A 22,627-nucleotide genomic window follows, 5' to 3' on the forward strand; every position below is an offset into this window, starting at 1 on the left:
AAGCATACGAAAGGATATTTAGAAATTCCCCTCTGCGCCCCTGCCCCCCTGCTCGCCTGTAATCCTTACGCTGCATACTCTTCAGCTTAACTTAGTGCCATTCAATGGTCACCCCGCGTATACCAAAGTGCGAACCATCACGATGGGTGCCGAACCAGTACCACTCAGCCCAGGTCGTGTCACCCTCAACTGTCGATCAGAGCAACTCGGAGTGAAAATCTGGGATGTTGTGGAACATAGCAGACCAATTCTTACGGACATGCTCAATTCCCTGGAAATCCCTTTCGGGATGGACTGGATGAGCGCCCTGAAAGTGAGGTGCAAAACAGGCTAAAAGCGCTTCCAGGTCTTGTGCGTTCTGTGCTTGTTGCAATCGCTCTATGACGACGATTTGTCTAGTTTCCATAATTTCTCCTTGTTTCTCTCCGTGTTGTAAATTGAGTCACTCAACGGTATTCAAGCTATTTTTCTACTTCTCAAAGAACGGCAACTCGTTTATTTTGTTATGAAACCATCATGTTGCTAGTCCCGTCCTGCCACAATAATCTTTTCTGCTAAACCAATCGGGTTAGAAAACATCACCTCATGGCTACCGGGCATTTGCACGAACCGAAATTGCCCTAAGCGGTTAGACATCCTGGGATGCCATCCCCACTCGCCTTGAGGTAAAGCAGTGTCTTCTGTACAGTAGAGGTAACTTTTAGGAATGGGCAGCGAGTAAAACTGCCTTAAGTCCAGCTTGTCAATCCACGGTTGATACGGTTCAGGGGATAGTTGTGCGTAACTTGATCGAGCCAAATCGAGGTCAGCATCGTTGAGAAACGCTTCTCGCCACATCTCAAAAGGTATAACCCAATACGGTTCAGTTAAGCCTCAAACAGTTGTAAATTAGGTATTGTTTCCAAAAATGGAAATCAAGTACGGTGCATCTGAAAGAATTCTCCTTAATGTCTCCCAAGATACAGAGTACTGAGATATTCAAAGCAATAGAGATAGCTATTCCGGCAACTTCAATCGAAGAGGCGATCGCTAAAACTAAAGTCGAAGAGGAACGTCATCGCTCGTTACCAGCACAACTGGTAGTTTACCTGGTAATAGCAATGAGCCTGTGGTCGAGAGATTCAATGCGGGATGTACTAAAAAATCTCATTGATGGTCTTTCAGAAGCATGGATAAAAATTGGCAAATATTGGCGTATCCCATGTAAATCGGCTATATCCCAAGCTAGACAGCGATTAGGAGCAGGCGTGATGAGACAATTGTTTCATCAGTTGGTGCGACCAATGGCAAATAGCGAAACAGTAGGAGCTTTTTTAAATGGACTACGAATCGTAGTGATTGATGGAACCTGCCTAGATATCCCAGATAGTGATGAAAATGCAAGGGTTTTTGGTCGCCCCGGTAGTCGTCCTGGCACACGAGCGGCATTTCCAAAAGTTAGATTAGTCATTTTGGTAGAAGCAGGAACACATTTAATCTTCGATGCATTAATGTGCCCATATCGGATTGGAGAGCGAGTCAGGTCACTAAAATTATTACGCTCGGTAAGATCGGGAATGTTGTTAATGTGGGATAGGGGTTTACATTCCTACGCGATGGTAGAAGCAACGGTAAGTAAGGGTTGTAATTATTTAGGAAGAATTCCTGCCAATGTTAAATTTTTAAACGATGGTTCGTATTTAAGTTATATTTATCCATCTGGCAAGTTGAGAAAAAAAGGTTTTGAGCCAATACAAATACGAGTTATTGAGTACACAATAGAGAATCCTGAGAACCCCGAAGAACAGATTAAATATCGTTTAATTACGAGCTTATTGGACATTGAAAAATTCCCAGCCTAGTTACTAGCTTGTGAGTACCATCAACGTTGGGAAGTCGAGAATACGATTGATGAACTCAAAGTACATCTTTTAGGACGAAAAACTCATATTCGTTCTCAAAAAGCACGGGAGGTTGTGCAAGAAGTTTACGGTTTATTATTAGGGCATTGGGCTATCCGGTTGTTGATTTTTCAAGCTGCAAACAGTGCAGATGTTTCACCCTTACATCTAAGTTTCACTGGAACATTACGAGTTGTTCGTCGTGCTCTCCCAAAATTCCAACGTTTACAATCACAAGAACTTCTCTTTTTTTGAGTTGGTTAACTGTGGAGATTCTCGACCAAGTTTTACCTGAAAGGGTTCATAGAAACAACCCAAGGGTTGTGAAAAAGCCTGTATCAAAATTTCGCTCGAAAAAAGTTAAACACAGAGGTACTGGAATAATAACTAATCCTCCCGTGTTTATTATTTCAAGCACTGCATAGCCTTAACTGAACCGTATTGAGGTATAACCATCATCTTGATCGTTTGATTCTCTAACTAGCTCGTCGAGTAATGTTTGAAGATGCGGTGGAACGTTATCTCTAAAGCTCTCTCCATCGTTGAGGACAAAGGCATCGAAGAAGATGAGCCGTCGAATGCGATCAAGAATCGCTTCAGCAACTTTCGCAATGATTGTTCCGGCAAAACTATGGCCTAAGAGAACAATATCGGTTAAATCTTTGCTCACAATGTAATCAATGATCGATTGCGTACATTGAGCATGGTTAACGTTTTTATCTACGCCTTTCCCATGACCCGCGATCGTAGGAGCAAACGCCAGATGTCCTTTTGCTTCTATATGGTTAACGACTGCTTGCCAAGCAGAACCATCATGCCAGGAGCCATGAACTAAGACAAAAATTGACATAGAATTCCTTTAGCTGAAAATCAAGCCCATTTATTCTCTCTTGAAATGGATCGGTTCGCTGTGAGTCCACCATTAACGATCAAAAATTGATAAAATGGCTGCGATCGCCTTAGTTACATCTGAATTCCACTGCCTACTATTTGGGCGTGCCGTTGTCCAAACCGGCCTTCACACTACCAGCACTCGACTGTTCAGAACATCGTGTTATCGTTAGCCGACGCTTCTGGGATGGTCTGAAGCACGTCCCAATGCTCGACTATCTTGTCTTTATCATCCAGGCGGAAAATGTCGATGCCTGCCCAGTCGTTGTCGCCCGGCCATTGCTGGTAGCAATGCAAGACTACATAATTGCCTTCAGCGAAGACGCGCTTAAACTGGACGCACTTGCCCGGATATTCTTTCGCCATCCTCTCGAAATATTCGATGAAAGCCTGCTTCCCGTCGGCCACCGCTGGGTTGTGCTGGATGTACACATCGCCGACATATTTTTTGATGGCTTCTGCGGGCTGACACTGATTGAACATCAGGTCATAAAACGCCGTGACCGTCTGTTTGTTGTGCTCAAGTTTATCCGTCATCCGTTCCACACCTCACATTACCCGAAACGCCCAACGGCTCAAATCAGCGGCGGCAAAGAAACTCGAACGGAGCACTGCTTGAGACCGTCTGCTGCATTGTTAGGTGACCGCTCTGGACACAGCACCCATTTAGATTGACGTGAGGACGAGAACTGCTCGCAAAGCTGCGTAGAATGGTTCGCTGCGTTCCAGGTACCGCTGGTAAAAGGGCAGTTGCAGGATCTCGTTCAGGTACTCGTTTCCGTTACGCCAGCGCTCGGACAGCACAAACATCCCAGGCTGATCGGCGACCTCACCGACCTCAAGTGAGATCCACGCTTCCAAACGGCGGGCTTGAGGCAGGATCTCCCGGAGTTCCATCAAGAACTCCTCGCGGTACTCAGGCTGAATCATGAGCGTGTTACTCATCATCAGTTCTTTGTCAGAGACTTGTGGCATCTTTTCCTGTGGCATGTGTGTTTCTCCTTCGACTCTGTTCGATGGGAAGTTTATAGATGGACTTTTACACGCGATCGGGTAGTGCTTTTTAACTAGGAAGCGATCTTAGATTTGTGCCATGCCACCATCGACGAATAGCTCAATGCCGTTTACAAAACTGCTGTCATCTGAAGCGAGAAAGACAACAGCTTTGGCGATCTCGTCGGGCGTGCCGACGCGCCCCAATGGGATATTGTTAGCTTGGCTCTCCACAAATTCTTTCAACTGCTCTTCACTTAGTCCCAGGAGATTGTAAGCGGGAGTAGGAATGACACCAGGGCTGACCGCATTCACTCAAATCTGGCGGTCTTTGAGGTCGAGTATCCAGTTGCGGGCAAACGATCTCACGGCGGCTTTGGTGGCGCTATACACGCTGAAGGCTGGGGTGCCCAAGATGGAAGTAGTTGAGGCATTCAGGATGATGGAAGCGCCCTCTGGCATCAGCGGCAGTGCCTTCTGCACGGTGAAAAGTAGACCCTTGACATTGGTGTTGAATGTTTTGTCAAAGTGTTCTTCGGTGATCGATCCGAGCGGGATGAGTTCTCCACCGCCAGCATTAGCAAAAATCACATCCAAGTGACCTTGCTCTTGCTCGATCGTGGCGTAAAGATGATCGAGGTCTGCCAGATTTGATACATCGCTCTGAATGCCAGTAACGTTTTTACCGATCTCGTTCACAGCGGCATCGAGTTCAGGCTGGCGACGACCCGTGATAAAGACATAGGCACCTTCAGCGACAAATCGCTTAGCAGTGGCAAGACCGATGCCACTGGAGCCGCCAGTGACGAGTGCAACTTTTCCTGAGAATTTTTGCGAAATCATGATGTCCTCTGAATTTCTCTGAATAAGGTTTGTAGCGTTTATGACCTACTTGTGAATAAGGGGAGTGAGGGCTGCGCCTCCAGCCAGGGTTCCATCCCTACGACCCGTCAGGCTCCAATTAGGATTGCTGTAGTGGTTGCAGATCTGGATTACCTGTTGTTCAAGCGTTATAGCCGCCATCAATTTTGAGGCTCGCGCCCGTGACAAAAGTGGCTTCAGGACTGGCGAGGTAAGAAACCATGCCAGCCACCTCATCACCCTGTCCATAGCGACCGAGGGCAGTCATCTTGGTCTGCTCTGCGGCAAAGTCGCTGTCTGCGGGATTCATATCGGTGTCGATCGCTACTTGGTCGCAACGTTTCGCACTGCCTTTCGACTACTGCGCTACAAACCCACCGTCTATCATCAACGTTTCACCTGTTACGAACGATGCCATGTCAGATGATAAAAACAGGACTGCATTTGCAACTTCAAGCGGTGTTCCAACTCGTCCGATCGGGTGAAGTCCTGCCAAGTAAGCTTTGGCTTCATCTGTAGCGGCTTCAAACATATCTGTTTTAATTGACCCTGGTGCAACGACATTGATGCGAATACCTGCTTTGGCATATTGGAGTGCAGCAGCTTTTGTTAAACCTACTACCGCATGTTTACTCGCGGTGTAGAGGAGTATGTTAGGAAGTGCAATGACTCCAAGCGCAGATGCCATATTGACAATTGCACCACTTCCCTGTTTCAACATCTGAGCAATTTCATATTTCATCGACAACCAAACGCCTTTGACGTTGACGTTCATCGTGCGGTCATATTCCGCTTCTGTTTGCTCAATCAATGAGGGATTTTCGCCGACCGTTCCTGCATTATTAAAGGCAATATCCAACCGACCAAAAACGTCAACCGCTTTATCAACCATTGCTTTAACATCGGCTTCTTTCGTGACATCTGATTGCACAAAAATAGCCTCTCCGCCAGCTTCCTGAATCAATTGAACTGTTTCTTCACCTTCATCAATTCGACGACCCACTACCACCACCTTTGCTTGTTGTTGGGCATAAGCGATCGCCGTTGCTCTACCGATTCCCGATGTGCCTCCGGTGACTAACGCCACTTTATCTTGCAGTATCATTCTGTTTCTCCTGTTTTAATTTCATCGGTTTGTCTCAGGTAAGTTTGTCTCAGCAACTCAGTGACTTCTTGCGCGATCGCAATCAGGGCATGATTAACTGAGGAGTCCTGAAGAGAATCAGTCTGAGGTGTACCTTCATACCCAGAATCATTCTTGCCTTGTACTAGTAAATGCGTCATAGAATTATCCTCAATGAAATACTGATTTGTAATTGACTAAATCAATACGCAGGAATTCAGTTGTTGGCATGGTAACTGTTGTCATGGTTCAAAAAGCGGCAATTTTGTTCAGTGAAACAGGCAAAATCTAGCCATCGAAATTAGATAGCTTACAGCACTTACAGACAAGTCAGATGGGAGCAACGCGAAAAAGTGAGATCGGGGTTTAGTTCTCAATTATACCTCTATATTCTCAACAAAACTTGGTTTTTTAGTTGCGATCGCATCCCGAAACAAGCTATATACGTCCCAGGTTGCAGCACCTCACAAAATCGCGTTGCTCCCAGTCAGATATGAATTGGGAGCAAAGATCGGGGAACTTAATGACTTGCAGCAATCATGGCTGCCATCAACTCCGTCGTGTTCCAGTGCCCGGTATACCGAATTCCATTGATAAACAGAGCTGGGGTAGTCGTCACTCCACTCTGTATTCCGCCTTCGATATCTTCATTGATGCGATCGACACGCACTTGTTTAGACAACTCTTTGAGAAATTGAGGAATGTCAAGCCCTAAATCATTGGCGTACTCGACAAGATAACCGTTCTCCAACCTTTGTTGATGGTCAAATAAAGTATCGCTCATTAACCAAAACTTTCCTTGGGCGGCGGCAGCTTCGGCGGCTTGGGCTGCCCGTTGCGCCTGGGGATGAATCTGGATCTGTGGAAAATGGCGGAAGATAAAACATAAATAATCCTCTCCAAAAGAAACCGTAAGCTCTTGCCGAATGATTTTAATCAGCTTGTAAACGGCTGCACTTCTAAGACATTGATAATCCCCATACATCACTAACACCACAGCGGCACTTAGCACACCTTGACTGTGATCTTGGGTTGAAGCTGGCACAACTAAAGAACTGGAACTATGGTCGTCGATCATCTTTCTACATCTGTATCAAGCATGGAACCTTGCGATTCACTTGCTCAATCCACATGAATTCAATATAAGCAATTGGCTTTTAGTTGTCGTCTACAGTGAGTTAACATTTTTAGGCTGTAATTTGATGGAGCAGCCGCTCCTTCTTAAAATAGAAGGTAGGCTCTAACTTAAGTTAGAATCCGAATTTGATCGAAAGTACATCCTACAAACTTACAATGCCGCGCTTAACGGCAACAATCACAGCTTGGGTGCGATCGCTGACATCTAACTTATTCAAAATCCGATTGACATGAGATTTAACCGTGCCTTCACCAATACTCAAAGCAGTCGCAATATCAGCATTACTCATCCCCTGAGCTAGTGAGCGGAGTACTACTAGTTCTCTTTCACTCAGTTCTGGATTGCTGAGGCGCTGTACCAACTTTGCTCCTACATCGGGCGGAATGTACTTCTGACCCCGATGAACGGTACGAATGGCATTCAGAAGCTCGTCCGGTTCAGTTTCTTTCAACAGGTATCCTTTTGCGCCTGCCTGCAATCCCCGGTAAATATCTTCGTCACTATCATACGTGGTCAGTACAATAATCCGAGCAGATTTAACGATCGCACAAATTGCACCAATGGCGGCAACTCCTTCCACTTCAGGCATTCGCAGATCCATTAGCGTTACATCTGGTTGGTGTTCCCGAAATAAGGCGATCGCCTGTTCACCATTTTCAGCTTGGGCAATCACCTGCATCTCTGGGTCACGGTTAATAATCGTGGCTAAACCTTGCCGAAAAATGGCATGATCGTCTGCGATCAGAACTCGGATTGGGAGTGTGGGGTGTGGGGTGTGAGATGTGGAGTAGTCATTTCACCCTACACCCCAACCACAACAATAATTTCTGTTCCCTGTCCAGGTTGACTTCTAATCGTGAGCTGTGCGTCGATGCGCTCTGCTCGCTCGCTCATGCCGAGTAAGCCAAATCCCTTAGAGGATGGAATACTTCCAACTCCAAAGCCCTGTCCATTGTCTCTCACGCGCAAGCAAAACTGATCGCGATCGTAGACTAGCTCCACTCGGATTTCGTCAGCATTGGCGTGTCTGATCGCATTGGTTAATGCTTCCTGCCCAATCCGTAGTAGGTTATTCTCGACTTCAGTGGGTAGAGAATACACTGCACCCTCAATCTCATAATATAAGGTGGTGTCAGTTGCAGCAGCCCTGATTTGAGCGACGAGACGATGTAGAGCGCTCTGTAAACTGCCTTCCTCCAAAAGCTGAGGACGGAGCGCTACTACCGATCGCCGCGCTTCAGACAGTCCGGTTCGCGCCAATTCTTTGATCAGGTCTAGGTGCGCCTGAGTTGCTTCTACATCATCCGTTAGCACCTGCTTTGCCGCTCCGACCTGAGCCAGAATCCCTGTAAACGACTGAGCAAGTGTATCGTGAATTTCGCGTGCCATGCGGTTGCGTTCTTCCAGAATCGACGCGGCTTCTGCTTGCTTTTGCAGCGTAATATCTCGCGCTAACCAAATCACCTGCTCATAACGAATTGGGGCAATGCGAGCCGAAAACCAGATTTCTCGCCCAGCTATCCACTCGCTGTATTCAACGGTGAGGACTTGTTGGGTTCTCACCACCTGCTGAATATAATTCAGGAATTCATCAGCTTGTTCTTTAGCATAGAGTTGATGCAGTGTTTTGCCAGTATACTCCTCTCCATAGGATGGATTTCCTTTGATTGCACAGACTAATTGCCCTTCAGCATTGAAGATACACAGCGGATCGGGAATGGCTGAAAAGAGCGCCCGCAGTTCTGCTTCAGAGGCTTGCAGCGCTGCTTCTGCTGAGACGCGATCGCTAATATCCGCAATCACCCCTTCGATGTAGTCATCGTCTGCATTCAAATAACAAGAGGAAAGTCCCCAGAACAATGTCCCATCTCGTTTTCGCATCTGGACTTCAAAGCTTCGCAGTTCCCCATCACGCTTCAGCAACTCAATGGCTTGTTGGCGATCGCTGGGATTTACAAAATAGCCGATGCTGTGTTCCAGCCCAATGATCTCCTTTGGTGAATCAAAGCCCAACAGATTGGCAAGGCGTTGATTGGCATTGAGAATTAATCCATCCGAGAGGCGGTTTCGGAAGATGCCGACCTGCGAGTTTTCAAAGATAGCTCGGAACTTGGCTTCACTGCGTTGTAATGCCTCTTCTGCTTGTCTGCGCTGGGTGGTGTCATTGCCCACCGATAAGATTTCAACGACATCTCCCTGGTCATTGAAGATGGCTTGATTCGACCAGACCATCCAAACTCTCCGACCGTCTCGACACAGGTTTTCACCCTCGCCTTGCGGGTACGATTGAGGGTCACGAAGTAAATCACGGACAAAGGGTTTGACATCCCGCCCAGAGGTTTCGATGTCTGGAATGATGGTTTCAAATAAGGTTCGCCCTACAATCTCGTGTTCTTCATAGCCCAGGAGTTTTACCCCATAATCGTTGATGTATCGAATCCGCCCCTGTGGATCATAGCGAATGATGACGGAATTTGCGGTTTGTAACAGGTTGCGGTAGTTCGCTTCACTTTGCCGTAATGCTGCTTCTGCTTGTTTATGATCGCTAATATCCGCCATCACGCCTTCGATGTATCCATCGGCTGCATTCAGATAAGAAGAGAAAAGTACCCAAAACACTGTCCCATCTCGTTTTCGCATCTGTGCTTCATAGCTTCGCACTTCCCTATCACGCTTCAGCAACTCAAGGAATTGTTGGCGATCACTGGGATTTACATAGTAGTCTGTGGCGTGTTCAAGCCCAATGCTCTCCTCTGGTGAATCAAAACCAAACAGATTGGCATGGCGTTGATTGGCATCGAGAAGTAATCCATCCGAGAGGCGGGTTCGGAAGATGCCGACCTGCGAGTTTTCAAAGATAGTTCGGAACTTGGCTTCACTGCGTTGTAATGCCTCTTCTGCTTGCCTACGCTGGGTGGTGTCGTTGCCCACCGATAAGATTTCAACGACCTCTCCCTGGTCATTGAAGATGGCTTGATTCGACCAGACCATCCAAACTCGCCGACCATCTCGACACAGGTTTTCACCCTCGCCTTGCGGGTACGATTGAGGATTACGAAGTAAATCACGGACAAAGGGTTTGACATCCCGCCCAGAGGTTTCGATGTCTGGAATGATGGTTTCAAATAAGGTTCGCCCTACAATCTCGTGTTCTTCATAGCCCAGGAGTTTTACCCCATAATCGTTGATGTATCGAATCCGCCCCTGTGGATCATAGCGAATGATGACGGAATTTGCGGTTTGTAACAGGTTGCGGTAGTTCGCTTCACTTTGTCGTAACGCAGCAGTTCGTTCTGCGACCTGTTGCTCTAAAGTGCAGTTGTAGTCGGCTAGGAGTTTCTCGGCTTGTTTGCGCTCTGTAATGTCCTGAAAGGTAGCGATCGCATAAGTGATATTGCCCTGTTGATCAAAAACTGGTGTTCCCCGTGCCTCAATTAGAATTGTGACATGATCTCGACGAATTTCTATATCTTCAGTCCTGATGCGTTCGCCCCTTAATGCCCGCACAGCAGGCAAGCTCTCCGCTGGATAGATTTGATCCGTTCCCGCTACATAAAGCTGATAAGCCTCTGATATCTGCTCCGGTGCTATGGAAGTATCAGTTTCTTTGCCCATGAGTTGATTGCCGCATTGGTTGCTATAGTAAGGGCGACCCGCCGCATCCACGATCGCAATTCCCACCGGAATCGCTTCGAGGAACTGGGTGATCTTGCTTTCCTTAGCCCGCAGTTCTGAGTAAAGGTTGGCATTTTCGATGGCGATCGTTGCTTGAGTCGACAATAGCTGCAAGACCTGCGATCGCTCTGGTGTAAATACTCCAGCTGCTAACCGATTTTCTAAATACAATACACCGACCAGCTTGGCTTGATTCAGCAGCGGCAAACAGAAAATAGATTGAGGCTGGTTCTGTTGAATGTATGGCTCATTAATAAAAGCACCTTCACGAGTCGCATCATTTAAGGTGACAGGCTTCAGAGTCCGAATCACATATTGAATGATTGATTCTGGCAATTGATCGGCAATTGGAATAGACTGTAACACCTGAGTCGCACAAGCATTCTCATCGGTATTGAGTTCACAAACCGCTTCAATCAACCATTCTCCTGAGTTTTCTAAAATCAGATATCCGGTTTGTGCGCCAGCATTCTCAATTAAAGTTTGCATCAGTGATCGCAGCAATTGCTTCAGTTCAATTTCACGAGAAATCGCCTGTGAAGCTTTCATCACTGCTGCTAAATCGAAAGCGGTATGTAAGGGATTAGTGATAGTTTCAGCAATAATAGGAATTGATGTGGAAGCGGCTCTAGACGACTGAGAAAAGAACTGTGGATAGCGTTTTTCTAAGTCTTTAACTTTAGCGGTTGCGCCCCAGCGATCGTAGCAATAGTGCGCCTCTTTCATATAAGTTTGAGCAATTTTTGACCGACCTCGCGCCAGATAATGTTTAGCCGCTAATTCATAAGCTAATGCTTCTTCCTGGATATACTCATTTTCAGCAGCACCTGCGATCGCCCGTTCATAAAACTCTTCAGCCTCAAAAAATTGCCCTAAGACTCGTGCTTTCTCTGCCTCGACTAGATAAAATTCATGTAGATAATTCATGGGAGCATGTTCTGCCCATTTCTGCATCTTTTCTTGGTTGGTGTTAACACAATTTAGCGAAGCTAATTTTTCAGAGTTTGAAGCATCGAGCAATAGGCTCAAAAGCGCCAGAGAATGATAGAAACAGAATACAGGTAAAACCTTTATTGCCGTCACTTCTTCAAAATGTTTCCTTGCCAAAATAGCAGTTTGTACAGCTTGATGATATTCTTCAAATAGATAAAACAGTATAACTTTGTGCAGATATAGCATTTGAATTGCAGTTCCATCTTTAACTGCAAGCGCGTGTGGTAATGCCTGCTCTTCATTACACACCCGACCAACTAAGCGACTGGGATTAAGAGACCTATCTAACAAATTAAGAATGGTCTGCCACACTATTGCAATCCAAGTCGAGGGGCTTTCCCGTCTAATTCGATCAACCGCTTTGCTGTATGTTGCCGTTTTCTGTTCCAGTTGGGTGAGTTCCTCACCGACGAAAAACGAGTTGTAGCACACGTCATATGCAGCATAACCAGCGGTTTCAAAGTCTCCGGTTTCCACTCCTTCCTGATAAGCCTCAACCAGCAGTGGTATCGTCTCCTTAAGATGTACTTTCCATTGCATAACATGGTCACTAAATAACTGTAATGCTTTAGCCTTGCCTTTTTTGGTATTCAATCGTTCTGCCAAGCTAAGAGCCAATTGACCAAATTTATAGCCGAGTTCAATGTCTTGAACAACTCCACATAGAACAAATCCGTAGGCAGCATAATACAGTGGTGACCAGATAGCATTACCGTAGTTGATTGATAAATTTACCGTTTTGCAAGTAATCAGTATCACCAGTGCTGGTGATACTATGAATGCAGCAGCCCCTATATTCGCTAGGATTGACATTGCTGCTAGCGGTTCTGGTGCAGTCATCTCTGGTAAATTAACCAAGTCTTCAATTTCTCGTTCAGCTAATCGTGCAGCCGTTGACTCCAATCCGCCTCGAACATCTAACTCACTTGGATTTTCTGGTAAGATTACTCCCAGGAGCTTCAACACTTCCAAGCCAATTTTGAGTGCTGATTTCAGGTTGCCCTGTGATAAATATCCTTGAATTTTGCTATCGTAAACCTGCACTTTGTTGATCGCTGTTTTGGCGCGATTGAGTACCACTTCTACCAATTGTTCCATCTTATCAAAGCGGCCGTTAAGATACGCTGCCGCTGCTGCTTCTGAGTACAGTGCTAAGGTAAGGTCATACTCACTGACCCAACTGTCTGTATCTAGGAGTTTCAGTCCTATATTGAAATACTGAAGAGCTGCTTCATAAGCCGTTGCACCTTTTGCTTTCTGACCTGCCATTAAATTCAATTTGGCAATTTCATTTCGTTCTAGTTGAGCAGTGACAAGCTCAATTCCCTGATTGAGATGATCCACGACTTCAAATAGCCGATTGGATAGTCGCTCTGGTGAAGTTTTTTCGAGTAAATTGCGACCGATTTGGAGATGAACAGCTTGTTTGTGCGACTCATCAATCAAAGCATAAGCAGCTTGCTGGACGCGATCGTGCGAAAACTTATACTCTTGAACTAGCAAGTCTTCGTCCAAGTCAGACAAGGGTTGAATTAATCCAGCTTGTACTGCTGCTAGTAAATCCTGGGAAATCGCTTTACATGATTTTTCGCAAACGATCACTAACGTCTTTAAATCAAATTCAGCTCCAATACAAGCGGACAGACAGAGAATTTGCTGTGTTGCTTCCGGTAATTTCTGCAACTGACGCAGCAGCAACTCCACCACATTGTCAGTAAAATCTTGAGCTTCAATCTCAGCCAGGTTCCATTGCCAGCTCAACCGTTGTGTATCAAAGACTAACAGATTTTCGCCATACAGCAGTTTCAAAAATTCACCAACAAAGAACGGGTTGCCCTCGGTTTTACGTGACACAGCTTGGGCTAGGGAACGAACAGTTTCAGGATTGTGATGTAATGTCTCAGCTACCAGTTGACTCAACGATTCCAATGTTAAGGGGGTCAGAATGATTTCCTGAAGTATTGCTCCCTGTTTTCGCAGGCTCTCTAGCGTCAAAACCAACGGATGCGTTGAGGTCACTTCATTATCTCGATAGGCTCCGATCAAAAACAGATATTGGGTTTGCTCATCGAGTAATATTAACTCGATTAACTTCAGCGTTGCGGAATCGAACCATTGTAAATCGTCTAAGAAGATGACCAGGGGATGTTCTTTTGAACAAAACACCCGCACAAAATTTTGAAAGATTCGATTAAAGCGATTTTGAGCTTCCGTTGCTCCAACTTCGGGTACGGGTGGCTGTTTGCCAATAATTAATTCAACTTCCGGAATGACATCAATGATGATTTGCCCATTGCTTCCTAAAGCTGAGAGCAGACGATCTCGCCACTGTTGCACTTGCTTATCCGGTTCCCCCAGAAGTTGCTGCACCAACTTTTGCAGGGCATCCACAATGGCGCTGTAGGGAATATTGCGCCTGAATTGGTCAAATTTACCCGATATGAAATAGCCGTGCTTTGCTGTGATGGGTTTATATAGTTCTTGCACCAATGCTGTTTTGCCAATGCCAGCGTAACCAGCAACGAGCATGAGTTCGACATTGAATTGAGCATTTTCTATGCCTGACTCTAGTTGACAAATTTCGCCAAACGTCTCTTTTCTAACCACTCTGTCAAACGCCGCCAATAATGCTTTAGTCTCCGCTTCTCGTCCATACAGTTTCTGAGGAATGCAAAACTGTTCTGAAACATCTTGTAGTCCCAAGGACATGGCGTTGATCTGACCCATTTCTGCCAGTTGTTGAGCGCAGCGTTCTAGATCCGCTTTGATGCCCCAGGCACTTTGATAGCGATCCTCCGCATTTTTCGCCATCAACTTCAAAATTATACCTGAAATGGGTTTGGGAATCGTGGCGTTCAATTTATGCGGAGGAATCGGCGGTTTGGCAATATGGCAATGAACTAGCTCCAGGATGTCTTGAGTGGGGAAAGGTAGCTGTCCAGTTAACAGTTCGTAGAAGGTTACGCCCAGCGAGTAGAAATCGGTGCGATAGTCGAGCATCCAGTTCATCCGCCCGGTTTGCTCTGGCGACAGATAGGCAAGCGTGCCTTCTAACACATGGGGACTTTTGAACGTCGGATTGGTGCAGTTAAAGCGGGTGGCAATACCAAAGTCAATAATTTTGACAACGCCAGTATTGGGATTAAGGACGATGTTGCTAGGATTGATATCTTTGTGAATGACTCCAGCAGCATGAATTCTGCCCAAAATATCTGTGATATCAATTGCTAATCGTAAGAAATTGGATAAAGGTATAGGACAAAAGTTTGGTTGCTGCCGCATCCATCTTTCGATAGATTCTCCACCGAAATCTTCCAAGAGAATAACGAGCGTGCGCTGATAGTCTTGCTGACTATATGCTTTGATTACTCCTTCCTCTTTGAGGGAACGGGTAATTTCATATTCCTGCCTATAGCGAATTAGTTCTTCAGGAGAGGGATAATCTTGCTTAAGTAGTTTGACGATGATTGCCCGACCATCCTGCACCCTGATACCCCGGTACACAACAGATGCTGAACTTGAATAGATTTTGCAATGGAAGGCGATCCCAGCTAGAGCAATCATTGAACTCTCTCCCGATCAGTACCATGGGTTATGTTGCAAAAACTGCGGTCTGACAAGCCATTGACTTGACTAAAACTTGCGAGAAGCAACAACTCCAAAAATTTGAGTTCCGAATTCTGCGGCCACGCTAAAATATTCCCTTTAGTATAGTAACGCCTTTAACGAAAAAAGAAGTGTAGTTACAAGGACTGCAACTACACTTCTGAGATGCTTTTTACGTAACTTCTCAATAACCACTGCAAGAATGAGCCGATTACTCGTGGTTAGGTAAGAATAGCTAGTTTTAGGGGGATTGAAAATACTTCCTTGTTGGCAGCGCCCCTTTCTGTAATGACGTTAGATAAAGAATATTGTTATCCCGCTTCAATCGAGTACACTTTGAACAAAGACTGTTGTTCAGCGTAGAATCTTCATGGCAGGGTGGTCATATTACGTCAACAGAAGATTTTTATTATCAATAAGCTCAAAAAAGTCGCATTAATAACTGCTGATTGACACAGCTTTAAAGGTTGAAATCACACAACAATTATGCTGTTGATTTTTATACTCAATAACTAGCTTGCACAAAGGCAATAATGCTTTCCTACGGAACTGTTTGATTGAGCAAGTGCTGAGTGAATATCTCTTTGACGGTGTATATTTCTTTTGGTGTACAATTCCACGCTGGGCAATCTGTGTCGCTAGGTAGATGTTTACTGCAAGTAATCATCTATTTTGATAACAATCCTTGTTAGAGAATTTAAAAAAATGATATAACATTATCTCAAAATTCTTCGCGCCAACTGATATAACGTTATCTCATGACTGGAGTTGGAAATATAGTAATCAAAAAAGAGAAAAAATTATGCCTGCCAATTTGACCCTTTCGATTGAGACAAACGCTGGAGGAGTGGCGAAAAGTACTATTTCATACAATCTTGCGTATGAGTTGGGTGTTCGTGGCTATTCAGTGGCACTATTAGACATCGATCCTAACGAATCATTGACATTATTTTGCGGATTAGGAGAATTTAAAACTCAGGGAACAATGGCTAATGTTTACGATCCAGACTTTAAGGGGAATTGGCCTTTAGTTACAGCTTGGCAAGGTAAGATTGATAAAATTCAAGTTTGTAAAGGCGGAAAAGAATTACACGAAACAATTCGGGAAGTTTCAAAGGATCTGCGTGGAGCTTATACTCTTGCAGATCGGTTGAGTGATTACCCCTTATCTCACGATTTTGTAATTATCGATTGTCCTGCAACATTGGAGCCTTTACCACTGACTGCTCTTGCAGCTTCTAGCCACGTGTTAATTCCCATTCAACCTGAATACAAGGCTTCTCAAAGTGCTGCGGCGATGATTGAGTGGTACTATTTCAACTGCAAGCGGCTGAGATTGAAACCGACTCCGAAAATATTAGGTATAGTTCCTACTCGTTGGAAAAGTGATTGGGGAGCGCATAGAAGTATTGTTGAGGAACTTCCCCTAGTCTGTAAGAATTTGGGAATTCAGTATTTTAGCCCAATTCGAGAATCAGCGGATATTCTTAATGCTTCTGGTAGAGGGCTACCTCTGGGAATTTACAGACCGGGTAAAGAGGCAAGAGGAGATTTTATGCCAATTGTTGATGCACTAGTTCAAGAACTTAAGCTAATAAGAGGTTAATCGATGACAAAATTAAACAAACCGAGTGTACTTGGAATGTTTGCTTCTGCTGCTGATTCACAACAGATATTTGAGCTTGAAGAACGAGTAGAAGATTTACAGGCAGAGATTACAAGATTAAAAGATGAAGAAGCACAGGGAAAGCTTGCTGAAGAAGAACGTACACTCCTCAATCAAACTATTGAAGACCTACGAGAACATTTGAAAGCATCTGGAATTTTTAAAATTCACTATAGTGAAGTAAGACCCAATCCGAAACAAGCAAGGCAAACATTTACTTCGGATAGTATTCGGAGTATGGCTGTTTCCATTAGAGAAGAAGGGCAACAACAGCCGATTATTTTACTACCGGGAAATCTCATTTTTGATGGAGAACGGAGATGGAGATCAGTTGCAGAAGAGTTACAGCCAGAAATTGAAACACTTGATGCAGTGATACTTCTAAAAGAACTTTCTGAAGAGGAATTACATGCACGCACTTTATTAACTAGTCTTCACAGAGAAGGCTTGAATGAGCTAGATTTAGCCGAAGGTTTGATTCAACAGGCTAAGTTAGCTTTGGAATTTGAACAGGAAGAAGTAGTTAGAGCACTTAGAAGAGCAATAGCTAGATTAAACGCAAAAAAACTTTTGCCCCAATTAACTGAATTGGTTATTTTAACTAGAAAAGAGCAGTCAGAAGGCATTAAAGAATTCAATTTAGACGAAATAGAACAAAGTATTCTTCTGTTGTTACTACGTTTTCAACAAAATCCAGCATCAGTAGATGCAAATGTCTTTCCTTGCTTACGGCTTTCAGAAGACTTAAAAATTGCGATTAGACAATCAGGTCTTGGTGCAAATCATGCCCGACCACTCCAAAAACTAAATTCTAAAAATTTAAAAGTTGAAGAAACTAAAGCTCTTAAAATCCGACAAGATGCTACATCACAAGTTTTGCAAGAAAGGCTAACAGTCGCTCAAACTCGTTTTCTAGTTGCCCAAACTATTGCTGAACATGCTCCTGAAACAAAACCTAAACCAAGTCACCAAATCAGTTCTCTAATTCGAGATGTCTCAGCAACTAAGGTCGAAGATATCCAGCAAGAGCAACTGAGAGATTTATTGGCTGTATTAGAAGCTAAGGCAAAAGAGATTCGGAAAAAGTTGGACTAATACTATCTCGTCCGACTTAGTTCACTGAACCGGAGATGTCCATGTAATCTATGAGTGCCTATCTAAAATACCCAAATGGCTTTCGCCTGAATCCCGGAGAGTCAAACTAGAATTGTCAGCCGAACGGTTTCAATATGTAAGATTTATAGACTACGACAAAGCAGTGATCCGAATTATATTTGAATGCTGACACTGCCAAGAGGGGATACTTTGTGAGTTTACGGGTGAGCCTGTAGTTGGAGAATATGATGGACGATCTTCAATCATCCAAGTTAAAGTTCAATACCCCAACTCTAAGCAAACTGCTATTAGACTGAGTACGGGAGAAGTGTTTTCTACAACAGCGATTCTTTATAAAACTAAACCTATTGCTCCCTCTTCAATCAGACCCAGAAATTCCAGGTTACTCCAGCGACATTTTTTAGCTACCGCAACCACTAATCGGAGGTTGGCGGTAATCATTTTTTGTTTAGCCAGTTGACCAAGCTTTTGAATTTGGGTTAACTGTGCTTCTGTTTTATTTACCTCGGCAGCTAGTTCAGCCCTAGTTGGGGAACGCTCTAGTCGTTGCACTTGAGAATCGTTTTGCTTATCAAGTTTTGCATTGACCTTACAACTCTTGTGTAGATAATCTTTTACTCTGGCAATAGCCTCGGAAAGCGACCAATTTCTCGTAGATAAATTCCAGCTGTATCAGATATAGGGCTAAACATCTTGCAGGAAGCTAATTTAATAACAAAGACATTGACAGGAGAGTATAAATCAAATAGTCAACCATTTTAGAGGGTGTAGGGAACCAACGTTTTGAAACGCGGGATTGAAGCAAGGAGCGGAGGCGGAGACACTCCGCCTCTGCGCTTTGTATTTCGCGCTATGCGTCTCGAAATAAATATTTTTTTAAGTGGACTTTAGATCCACAACTAAAGTTTTTTATTCCTTCTTCTCTATTTTTCTTGTAAGTTAATTTCTACTGCGTTGATAGATAAAGATTTCAAAAATTGCTCATGGGGGCTATATGGGAGCTATATGTACCCCAAGATAGATTAGAACTTCGATGAAAATTTGACACCTATGTGGGGGCTAAATGGAGGTTAAATAGGGTATAAAATGTCATTTAAGCAAATGTACCCCACTTAGCCCCCAAGGGGTTATGATAAGCTCTTGAGGTTAGAGAAGGAAGGGGCAGAGTTCTGGGGAAAGACTCATAGCAAGTTATTCTTCTCTCCCCTGCTTTCCTGCTCCCCTAGATAATCTGAACAGATAACTTTCAAAAATCAAAACGTATTGACTTGATCCCTATGTCAAACATTCACGCCTTGCAAAAAATTTTTCCTGCTGGCTTTGATAACGGTTATGAAAGCCTAAAACTTTTAGTTGATGGCTTTGAAGTAGTTCGTGTACCCAGCTATATAACTAATGCCGAGATGGAAGATGTGCCAGGGCGTGTAGTTTTTAACGGTAGTGCTTATACAGTTGGAGAGTCAGCTTACCGGACAGGGAATTATTTTGACCGCAACACAGACAATAATGAAAATAAAGTCAACAACGCATTATTGACTTTATTTGGTGCATTGGCACATCTACCACACCGTAAGGCTTGGCACTTAAAATTAGTAGTTAGCTTACATGATGTTGCTCTGGCTAATGAACTACAAAAAGTACTAAATGGAGAATATCAGCCAATACTTGCTGGCAAGCAATCAGAAGTAAAAGTAGAAGTCCTGAAAGTTGTACTAGAGGGTATGGGTGCATTGTTTGGGCATCCACTACCCAAAAAATTAACCATTTTAGACTTTGGCAATGGAACGACTCTCTATTCTCGTTACAACCGGGGTCAGCGAGAAGTTCACACTGCCTACCCCATCGGTGTAGAAGTTCTCATCGATGATATCTCCCAAAAGATGAAACATCTAAATGGCGGAAAAATCGGGGATGCTTCCAAAATCCGATTTTGTCTGGAAATGGGGCATACCAGGTACAGCCGTGACATCGATATCAAAGATATATACACCGCTTGTTTAAAAGATTGGTATGAAAAATACTTGAAGAAAGTGGTGAATCTGACACTTGATGCCAAGCATCAGGGGGATGAAATCTGGGCGATTGGTGGAGGCTGCCTCTTACCTGGATTTAAGAAGCTGTTGGAGAAAAACGGCTTCAAAATCCTGGACAATCCGGTAGAAGCCAATGTCTTTGGGCTTTTAAAAATGGCAAAAACCATTAGCAGCAAGAATCCAGCATCTACATCTATTAAGTAAAGTTATAACAATGGTAGATAAAAAAGACTTAGCACCGGAAAAAGTTCGCCTCAAAGATAATTACCGAGAGCGCATATTTGCAGAATCGCAAAAACTAGATAAAAGTTACCTGGAGACGCTTTACTTTATAGTTGATTGCTATTTTGTTTTCATTAAAGCTGGATTACCTGCACAACCAGTAGCAAACACACCGATTAACATAGAGTCGAACAAACTCCCGTCAATGGCTCCAACTCCTTTTCCTCTGGAGAAGGAAGAGGATTCTTCAGGGGAAACATTCAGTCTTGATTTTGATTTGTAACGAGGATCTATTGGCACAAGAATGCAATAGTTTTGACACATTGAATTTTGGATTTTAAATAGTCCCCAGTCCCCGGCTATAGCAGTTTAGCAAGCTGCCGCATATCGTTGAAAACTATCTTAGCTCCTGCCTCAGCCAGAGCAGTGCGATCGCTCTGATGGGCATAGCCAAAAACTGTCATTCCTGCCGCGTATGCTGCTTGTACACCTGTTACAGAGTCTTCAATTACAGCACAATCTTCTGGATTGCTGTTCATTTGCTCGGCTGCATAGAGATACACATCAGGAAAAGGTTTGGGGCGTGAAACATCATTAGCACTATATAACTTCCCATCAAATTTATCCAGAAGCCCCGTTAATTTCAATACCATTTGAATATGGCGGTGGCTACTATTTGATGCCACACATTTGGGTAATGTAATTTGCTCCAATATTTCAGTAATTCCTGAAACTGGCTGTAATTCTTGCTGCAAGGGAGCAATTTCTCGTTCCTTGCAAAGTTCGACAAAGTTTTTGGGCAATGGTTTCTTGTAAGATGCTTCGATAATCTCTAAACAGGTTTTTAGAGACTTGCCGATAAATTTTTGAGTTACTTCTGCATAAGTGATAGGAAAACCAGCTTCCGTGAGCGTTTCTGCAAAAATACGATTGATGATTGGTTCACTATCAACCAAGACTCCATCACAATCAAAAATTACAATCTTGAACCGATTTTTGACCATGTTTTCGCCTCAAATTTCGCATTTTACCATAGGAGTAATAACTAACACCACCGAGCGATGGCGTAACCGCCCACCGGAGGTGATCGCACTCTTATTGACTAATCTGGGACTGAATGCCTTAGAGTGCTAGCGTACAGTTCCCAATGGCACTAAGATTTCAGCAAATCCATCATCTATACGGCTTTGAAGAAATTTATATTCCTTTTTAAAACCTCTTGTATGCGTCTGGTACTTGATTACGAGGCTGTTAGCGCTTCGCGTAACTTTTGTGAACATTACAAAAATTTCGGAGAAATACAATGGATATTCAATCTACGCTCACCCAAGCTATTGAAGTTATTGTTATGAGCTTTGTTGCTCTGATGATTTTCGATTTCGTGGACGGACTTTACTTTGTGCCATTACCACCTATTGCAATTGCACAATCCAATGCCAGTTCCAAATCTACAGTAACAGCAACTCAAGCACCACTATCTAACACTAAACAACTAGAAGTCGAACCTCAACAAATCCCCTTCGTTACATCACAGTTTGATGAAATTTCTGACCCCTGGACATTAAAACTAGAGCCTCACAACAGTTCTACCGAAACTCAACCTCAACCAGTTTTACTCCAATTCCCCTCACTAAGGCTGCTACCACCAGCCACAAAAGTACAACCGAAATCTAAGGCTAAAACCATCAAAAAATCTACAACCACCAAAACTACCAATAAATCTTTGAATAAACCCACTGTGACTAAATCAGGCAGTAAATCTGGTACGCGCTTTAAGGCTGCTTAACCACAATTGAGTTTGAAAGTTGAGCTTGCGCCTTTGCACTCTTTGTGAAGGCGTAAGCTCAACTTTGTATTGGTGCGTCTAAAAAGGCTTTGTTAGCGAAAAAATCTTGTCCTACGTCATGGTTCTTCAAAGTGCCAGGCAAGTTATCGCAGTCACATTAAAATTAGAATAGAGGAGTTAGTGCGATGATTTACCGAAGATGGCTACCGAATAAGAGATGGACTTGTTTGACCAACATCTAAAGAAAATAGAAGAAACCCAAGCACCACTGGCAGCGCGGATGCGTCCACGAACCTTGGATGAATTTGTTGGTCAAGATCATATTATTGGTCTAGGCAGGCTTTTACGACGCGCCATTAGTTTAGACCAGTTATCCTCAGTGATTTTTTGTGGCCCGCCAGGGACAGGAAAAACAACACTGGCACGTGTGATAGCGAATAGGGAGCAACGCGATTTTGTGAGGTGCTGCAACCTGGGACGTATATAGCTTGTTTCGGGATGCGATCGCAACTAAAAAACCAAGTTTTGTTGAGAATATAGAGGTATAATTGAGAACTAAACCCCGATCTCACTTTTTCGCGTTGCTCCCTAGCGAATACAACTCGCGCTCATTTTATTGCCATCAATGCGGTGCTATCAGGAGT

19 protein-coding genes and 2 pseudogenes are annotated in these 22,627 nt (G+C 44.0%); 7 read left to right on the forward strand and 14 right to left on the reverse strand.

Features of this window, described 5'->3' with window-relative positions; genetic code table 11:
• Positions 1-196: 196 nt before the first annotated feature.
• Together Q0541_RS17020 and Q0541_RS17025 are read right to left on the reverse strand one after the other, a co-directional pair.
• On the reverse strand, positions 197-406 hold the full coding sequence (locus Q0541_RS17020) for a nuclear transport factor 2 family protein (protein WP_298912327.1): 210 nt from the start codon (positions 404-406) through the stop codon (positions 197-199).
• Positions 407-522: 116 nt separating this feature from the next.
• Positions 523-837, reverse strand: coding sequence for a salicylate esterase (locus tag Q0541_RS17025; RefSeq protein WP_298912330.1), 315 nt, complete (start codon positions 835-837; stop codon positions 523-525).
• Positions 838-923: 86 nt separating this feature from the next.
• Between Q0541_RS17025 and Q0541_RS17030 the strand changes: the two are divergent.
• Positions 924-2,135, forward strand: a pseudogene (locus tag Q0541_RS17030) (IS4 family transposase).
• A gap of 172 nt (positions 2,136-2,307) precedes the next feature.
• Here Q0541_RS17030 and Q0541_RS17035 read toward each other — a convergent pair.
• The 10 genes and pseudogenes from Q0541_RS17035 to Q0541_RS17080 form a co-directional block, all read right to left on the reverse strand.
• Positions 2,308-2,730, reverse strand: a complete 423-nt coding sequence (locus Q0541_RS17035) for an alpha/beta fold hydrolase (RefSeq protein ID WP_298912332.1) — start codon at positions 2,728-2,730, stop codon at positions 2,308-2,310.
• Positions 2,731-2,921: 191 nt separating this feature from the next.
• The gene (locus Q0541_RS17040; RefSeq protein ID WP_298912334.1) at positions 2,922-3,308 is read right to left on the reverse strand and encodes a nuclear transport factor 2 family protein; all 387 of its coding nucleotides are present in this window, start codon (positions 3,306-3,308) and stop codon (positions 2,922-2,924) included.
• 129 nt (positions 3,309-3,437) lie between these two features.
• A complete protein-coding gene (locus tag Q0541_RS17045; RefSeq protein ID WP_298912337.1) occupies positions 3,438-3,761 on the reverse strand; it encodes an antibiotic biosynthesis monooxygenase in 324 nt (107 codons plus the stop codon).
• A 90-nt stretch (positions 3,762-3,851) separates the two neighbouring features.
• Positions 3,852-4,607: pseudogene (locus tag Q0541_RS17050) on the reverse strand (SDR family oxidoreductase).
• A 160-nt stretch (positions 4,608-4,767) separates the two neighbouring features.
• Positions 4,768-4,935: an SDR family oxidoreductase gene (locus tag Q0541_RS17055; RefSeq protein ID WP_298912340.1), complete on the reverse strand. Its 168-nt coding sequence runs from the start codon at positions 4,933-4,935 to the stop codon at positions 4,768-4,770.
• Between the two features lie 48 nt (positions 4,936-4,983).
• The gene (locus Q0541_RS17060; protein WP_298912342.1) at positions 4,984-5,730 is read right to left on the reverse strand and encodes an SDR family oxidoreductase; all 747 of its coding nucleotides are present in this window, start codon (positions 5,728-5,730) and stop codon (positions 4,984-4,986) included.
• On the reverse strand, positions 5,727-5,909 hold the full coding sequence (locus Q0541_RS17065) for a hypothetical protein (protein WP_229499589.1): 183 nt from the start codon (positions 5,907-5,909) through the stop codon (positions 5,727-5,729). The genes Q0541_RS17060 and Q0541_RS17065 overlap by 4 nt, the downstream gene beginning before the upstream one ends.
• Positions 5,910-6,268: 359 nt before the next feature.
• Positions 6,269-6,826, reverse strand: coding sequence for a DsbA family protein (locus Q0541_RS17070; RefSeq protein WP_298912351.1), 558 nt, complete (start codon positions 6,824-6,826; stop codon positions 6,269-6,271).
• A gap of 202 nt (positions 6,827-7,028) precedes the next feature.
• Positions 7,029-7,640, reverse strand: a complete 612-nt coding sequence (locus tag Q0541_RS17075) for a response regulator transcription factor (RefSeq protein ID WP_298912380.1) — start codon at positions 7,638-7,640, stop codon at positions 7,029-7,031.
• A 47-nt stretch (positions 7,641-7,687) separates the two neighbouring features.
• Entirely contained in the window at positions 7,688-15,118 is a 7,431-nt protein-coding gene (locus Q0541_RS17080) for a PAS domain S-box protein (protein WP_298912354.1), read from the reverse strand.
• Positions 15,119-15,962: 844 nt separating this feature from the next.
• On the opposite strand from Q0541_RS17080, the gene Q0541_RS17085 reads away from it, so the two are divergent.
• Both Q0541_RS17085 and Q0541_RS17090 read left to right on the forward strand, forming a co-directional pair.
• Entirely contained in the window at positions 15,963-16,766 is an 804-nt protein-coding gene (locus tag Q0541_RS17085) for a ParA family protein (protein WP_298912357.1), read from the forward strand.
• A 3-nt stretch (positions 16,767-16,769) separates the two neighbouring features.
• On the forward strand, positions 16,770-17,921 hold the full coding sequence (locus tag Q0541_RS17090; protein WP_298912359.1) for a ParB N-terminal domain-containing protein: 1,152 nt from the start codon (positions 16,770-16,772) through the stop codon (positions 17,919-17,921).
• Between the two features lie 351 nt (positions 17,922-18,272).
• Here the strand turns inward: Q0541_RS17090 and Q0541_RS17095 are convergent, their stop codons facing one another.
• The gene (locus tag Q0541_RS17095) at positions 18,273-18,494 is read right to left on the reverse strand and encodes a hypothetical protein (protein ID WP_298912362.1); all 222 of its coding nucleotides are present in this window, start codon (positions 18,492-18,494) and stop codon (positions 18,273-18,275) included.
• 725 nt (positions 18,495-19,219) lie between these two features.
• On the opposite strand from Q0541_RS17095, the gene Q0541_RS17100 reads away from it, so the two are divergent.
• Both Q0541_RS17100 and Q0541_RS17105 read left to right on the forward strand, forming a co-directional pair.
• Positions 19,220-20,179, forward strand: coding sequence for a ParM/StbA family protein (locus tag Q0541_RS17100; protein WP_298912365.1), 960 nt, complete (start codon positions 19,220-19,222; stop codon positions 20,177-20,179).
• 10 nt (positions 20,180-20,189) lie between these two features.
• On the forward strand, positions 20,190-20,480 hold the full coding sequence (locus Q0541_RS17105; protein WP_298912368.1) for a hypothetical protein: 291 nt from the start codon (positions 20,190-20,192) through the stop codon (positions 20,478-20,480).
• Positions 20,481-20,556: 76 nt separating this feature from the next.
• Here the strand turns inward: Q0541_RS17105 and Q0541_RS17110 are convergent, their stop codons facing one another.
• The gene (locus Q0541_RS17110; RefSeq protein WP_298912371.1) at positions 20,557-21,201 is read right to left on the reverse strand and encodes an HAD family hydrolase; all 645 of its coding nucleotides are present in this window, start codon (positions 21,199-21,201) and stop codon (positions 20,557-20,559) included.
• A gap of 299 nt (positions 21,202-21,500) precedes the next feature.
• On the opposite strand from Q0541_RS17110, the gene Q0541_RS17115 reads away from it, so the two are divergent.
• On the forward strand, positions 21,501-21,983 hold the full coding sequence (locus tag Q0541_RS17115) for a hypothetical protein (RefSeq protein WP_298912374.1): 483 nt from the start codon (positions 21,501-21,503) through the stop codon (positions 21,981-21,983).
• Between the two features lie 217 nt (positions 21,984-22,200).
• Positions 22,201-22,470: an AAA family ATPase gene (locus tag Q0541_RS17120; protein WP_298912377.1), complete on the forward strand. Its 270-nt coding sequence runs from the start codon at positions 22,201-22,203 to the stop codon at positions 22,468-22,470.
• Positions 22,471-22,627: the final 157 nt, after the last annotated feature.

It is taken from the genome of uncultured Nostoc sp., assembly GCF_937863485.1.
Classification (GTDB): domain Bacteria; phylum Cyanobacteriota; class Cyanobacteriia; order Cyanobacteriales; family Nostocaceae; genus Nostoc.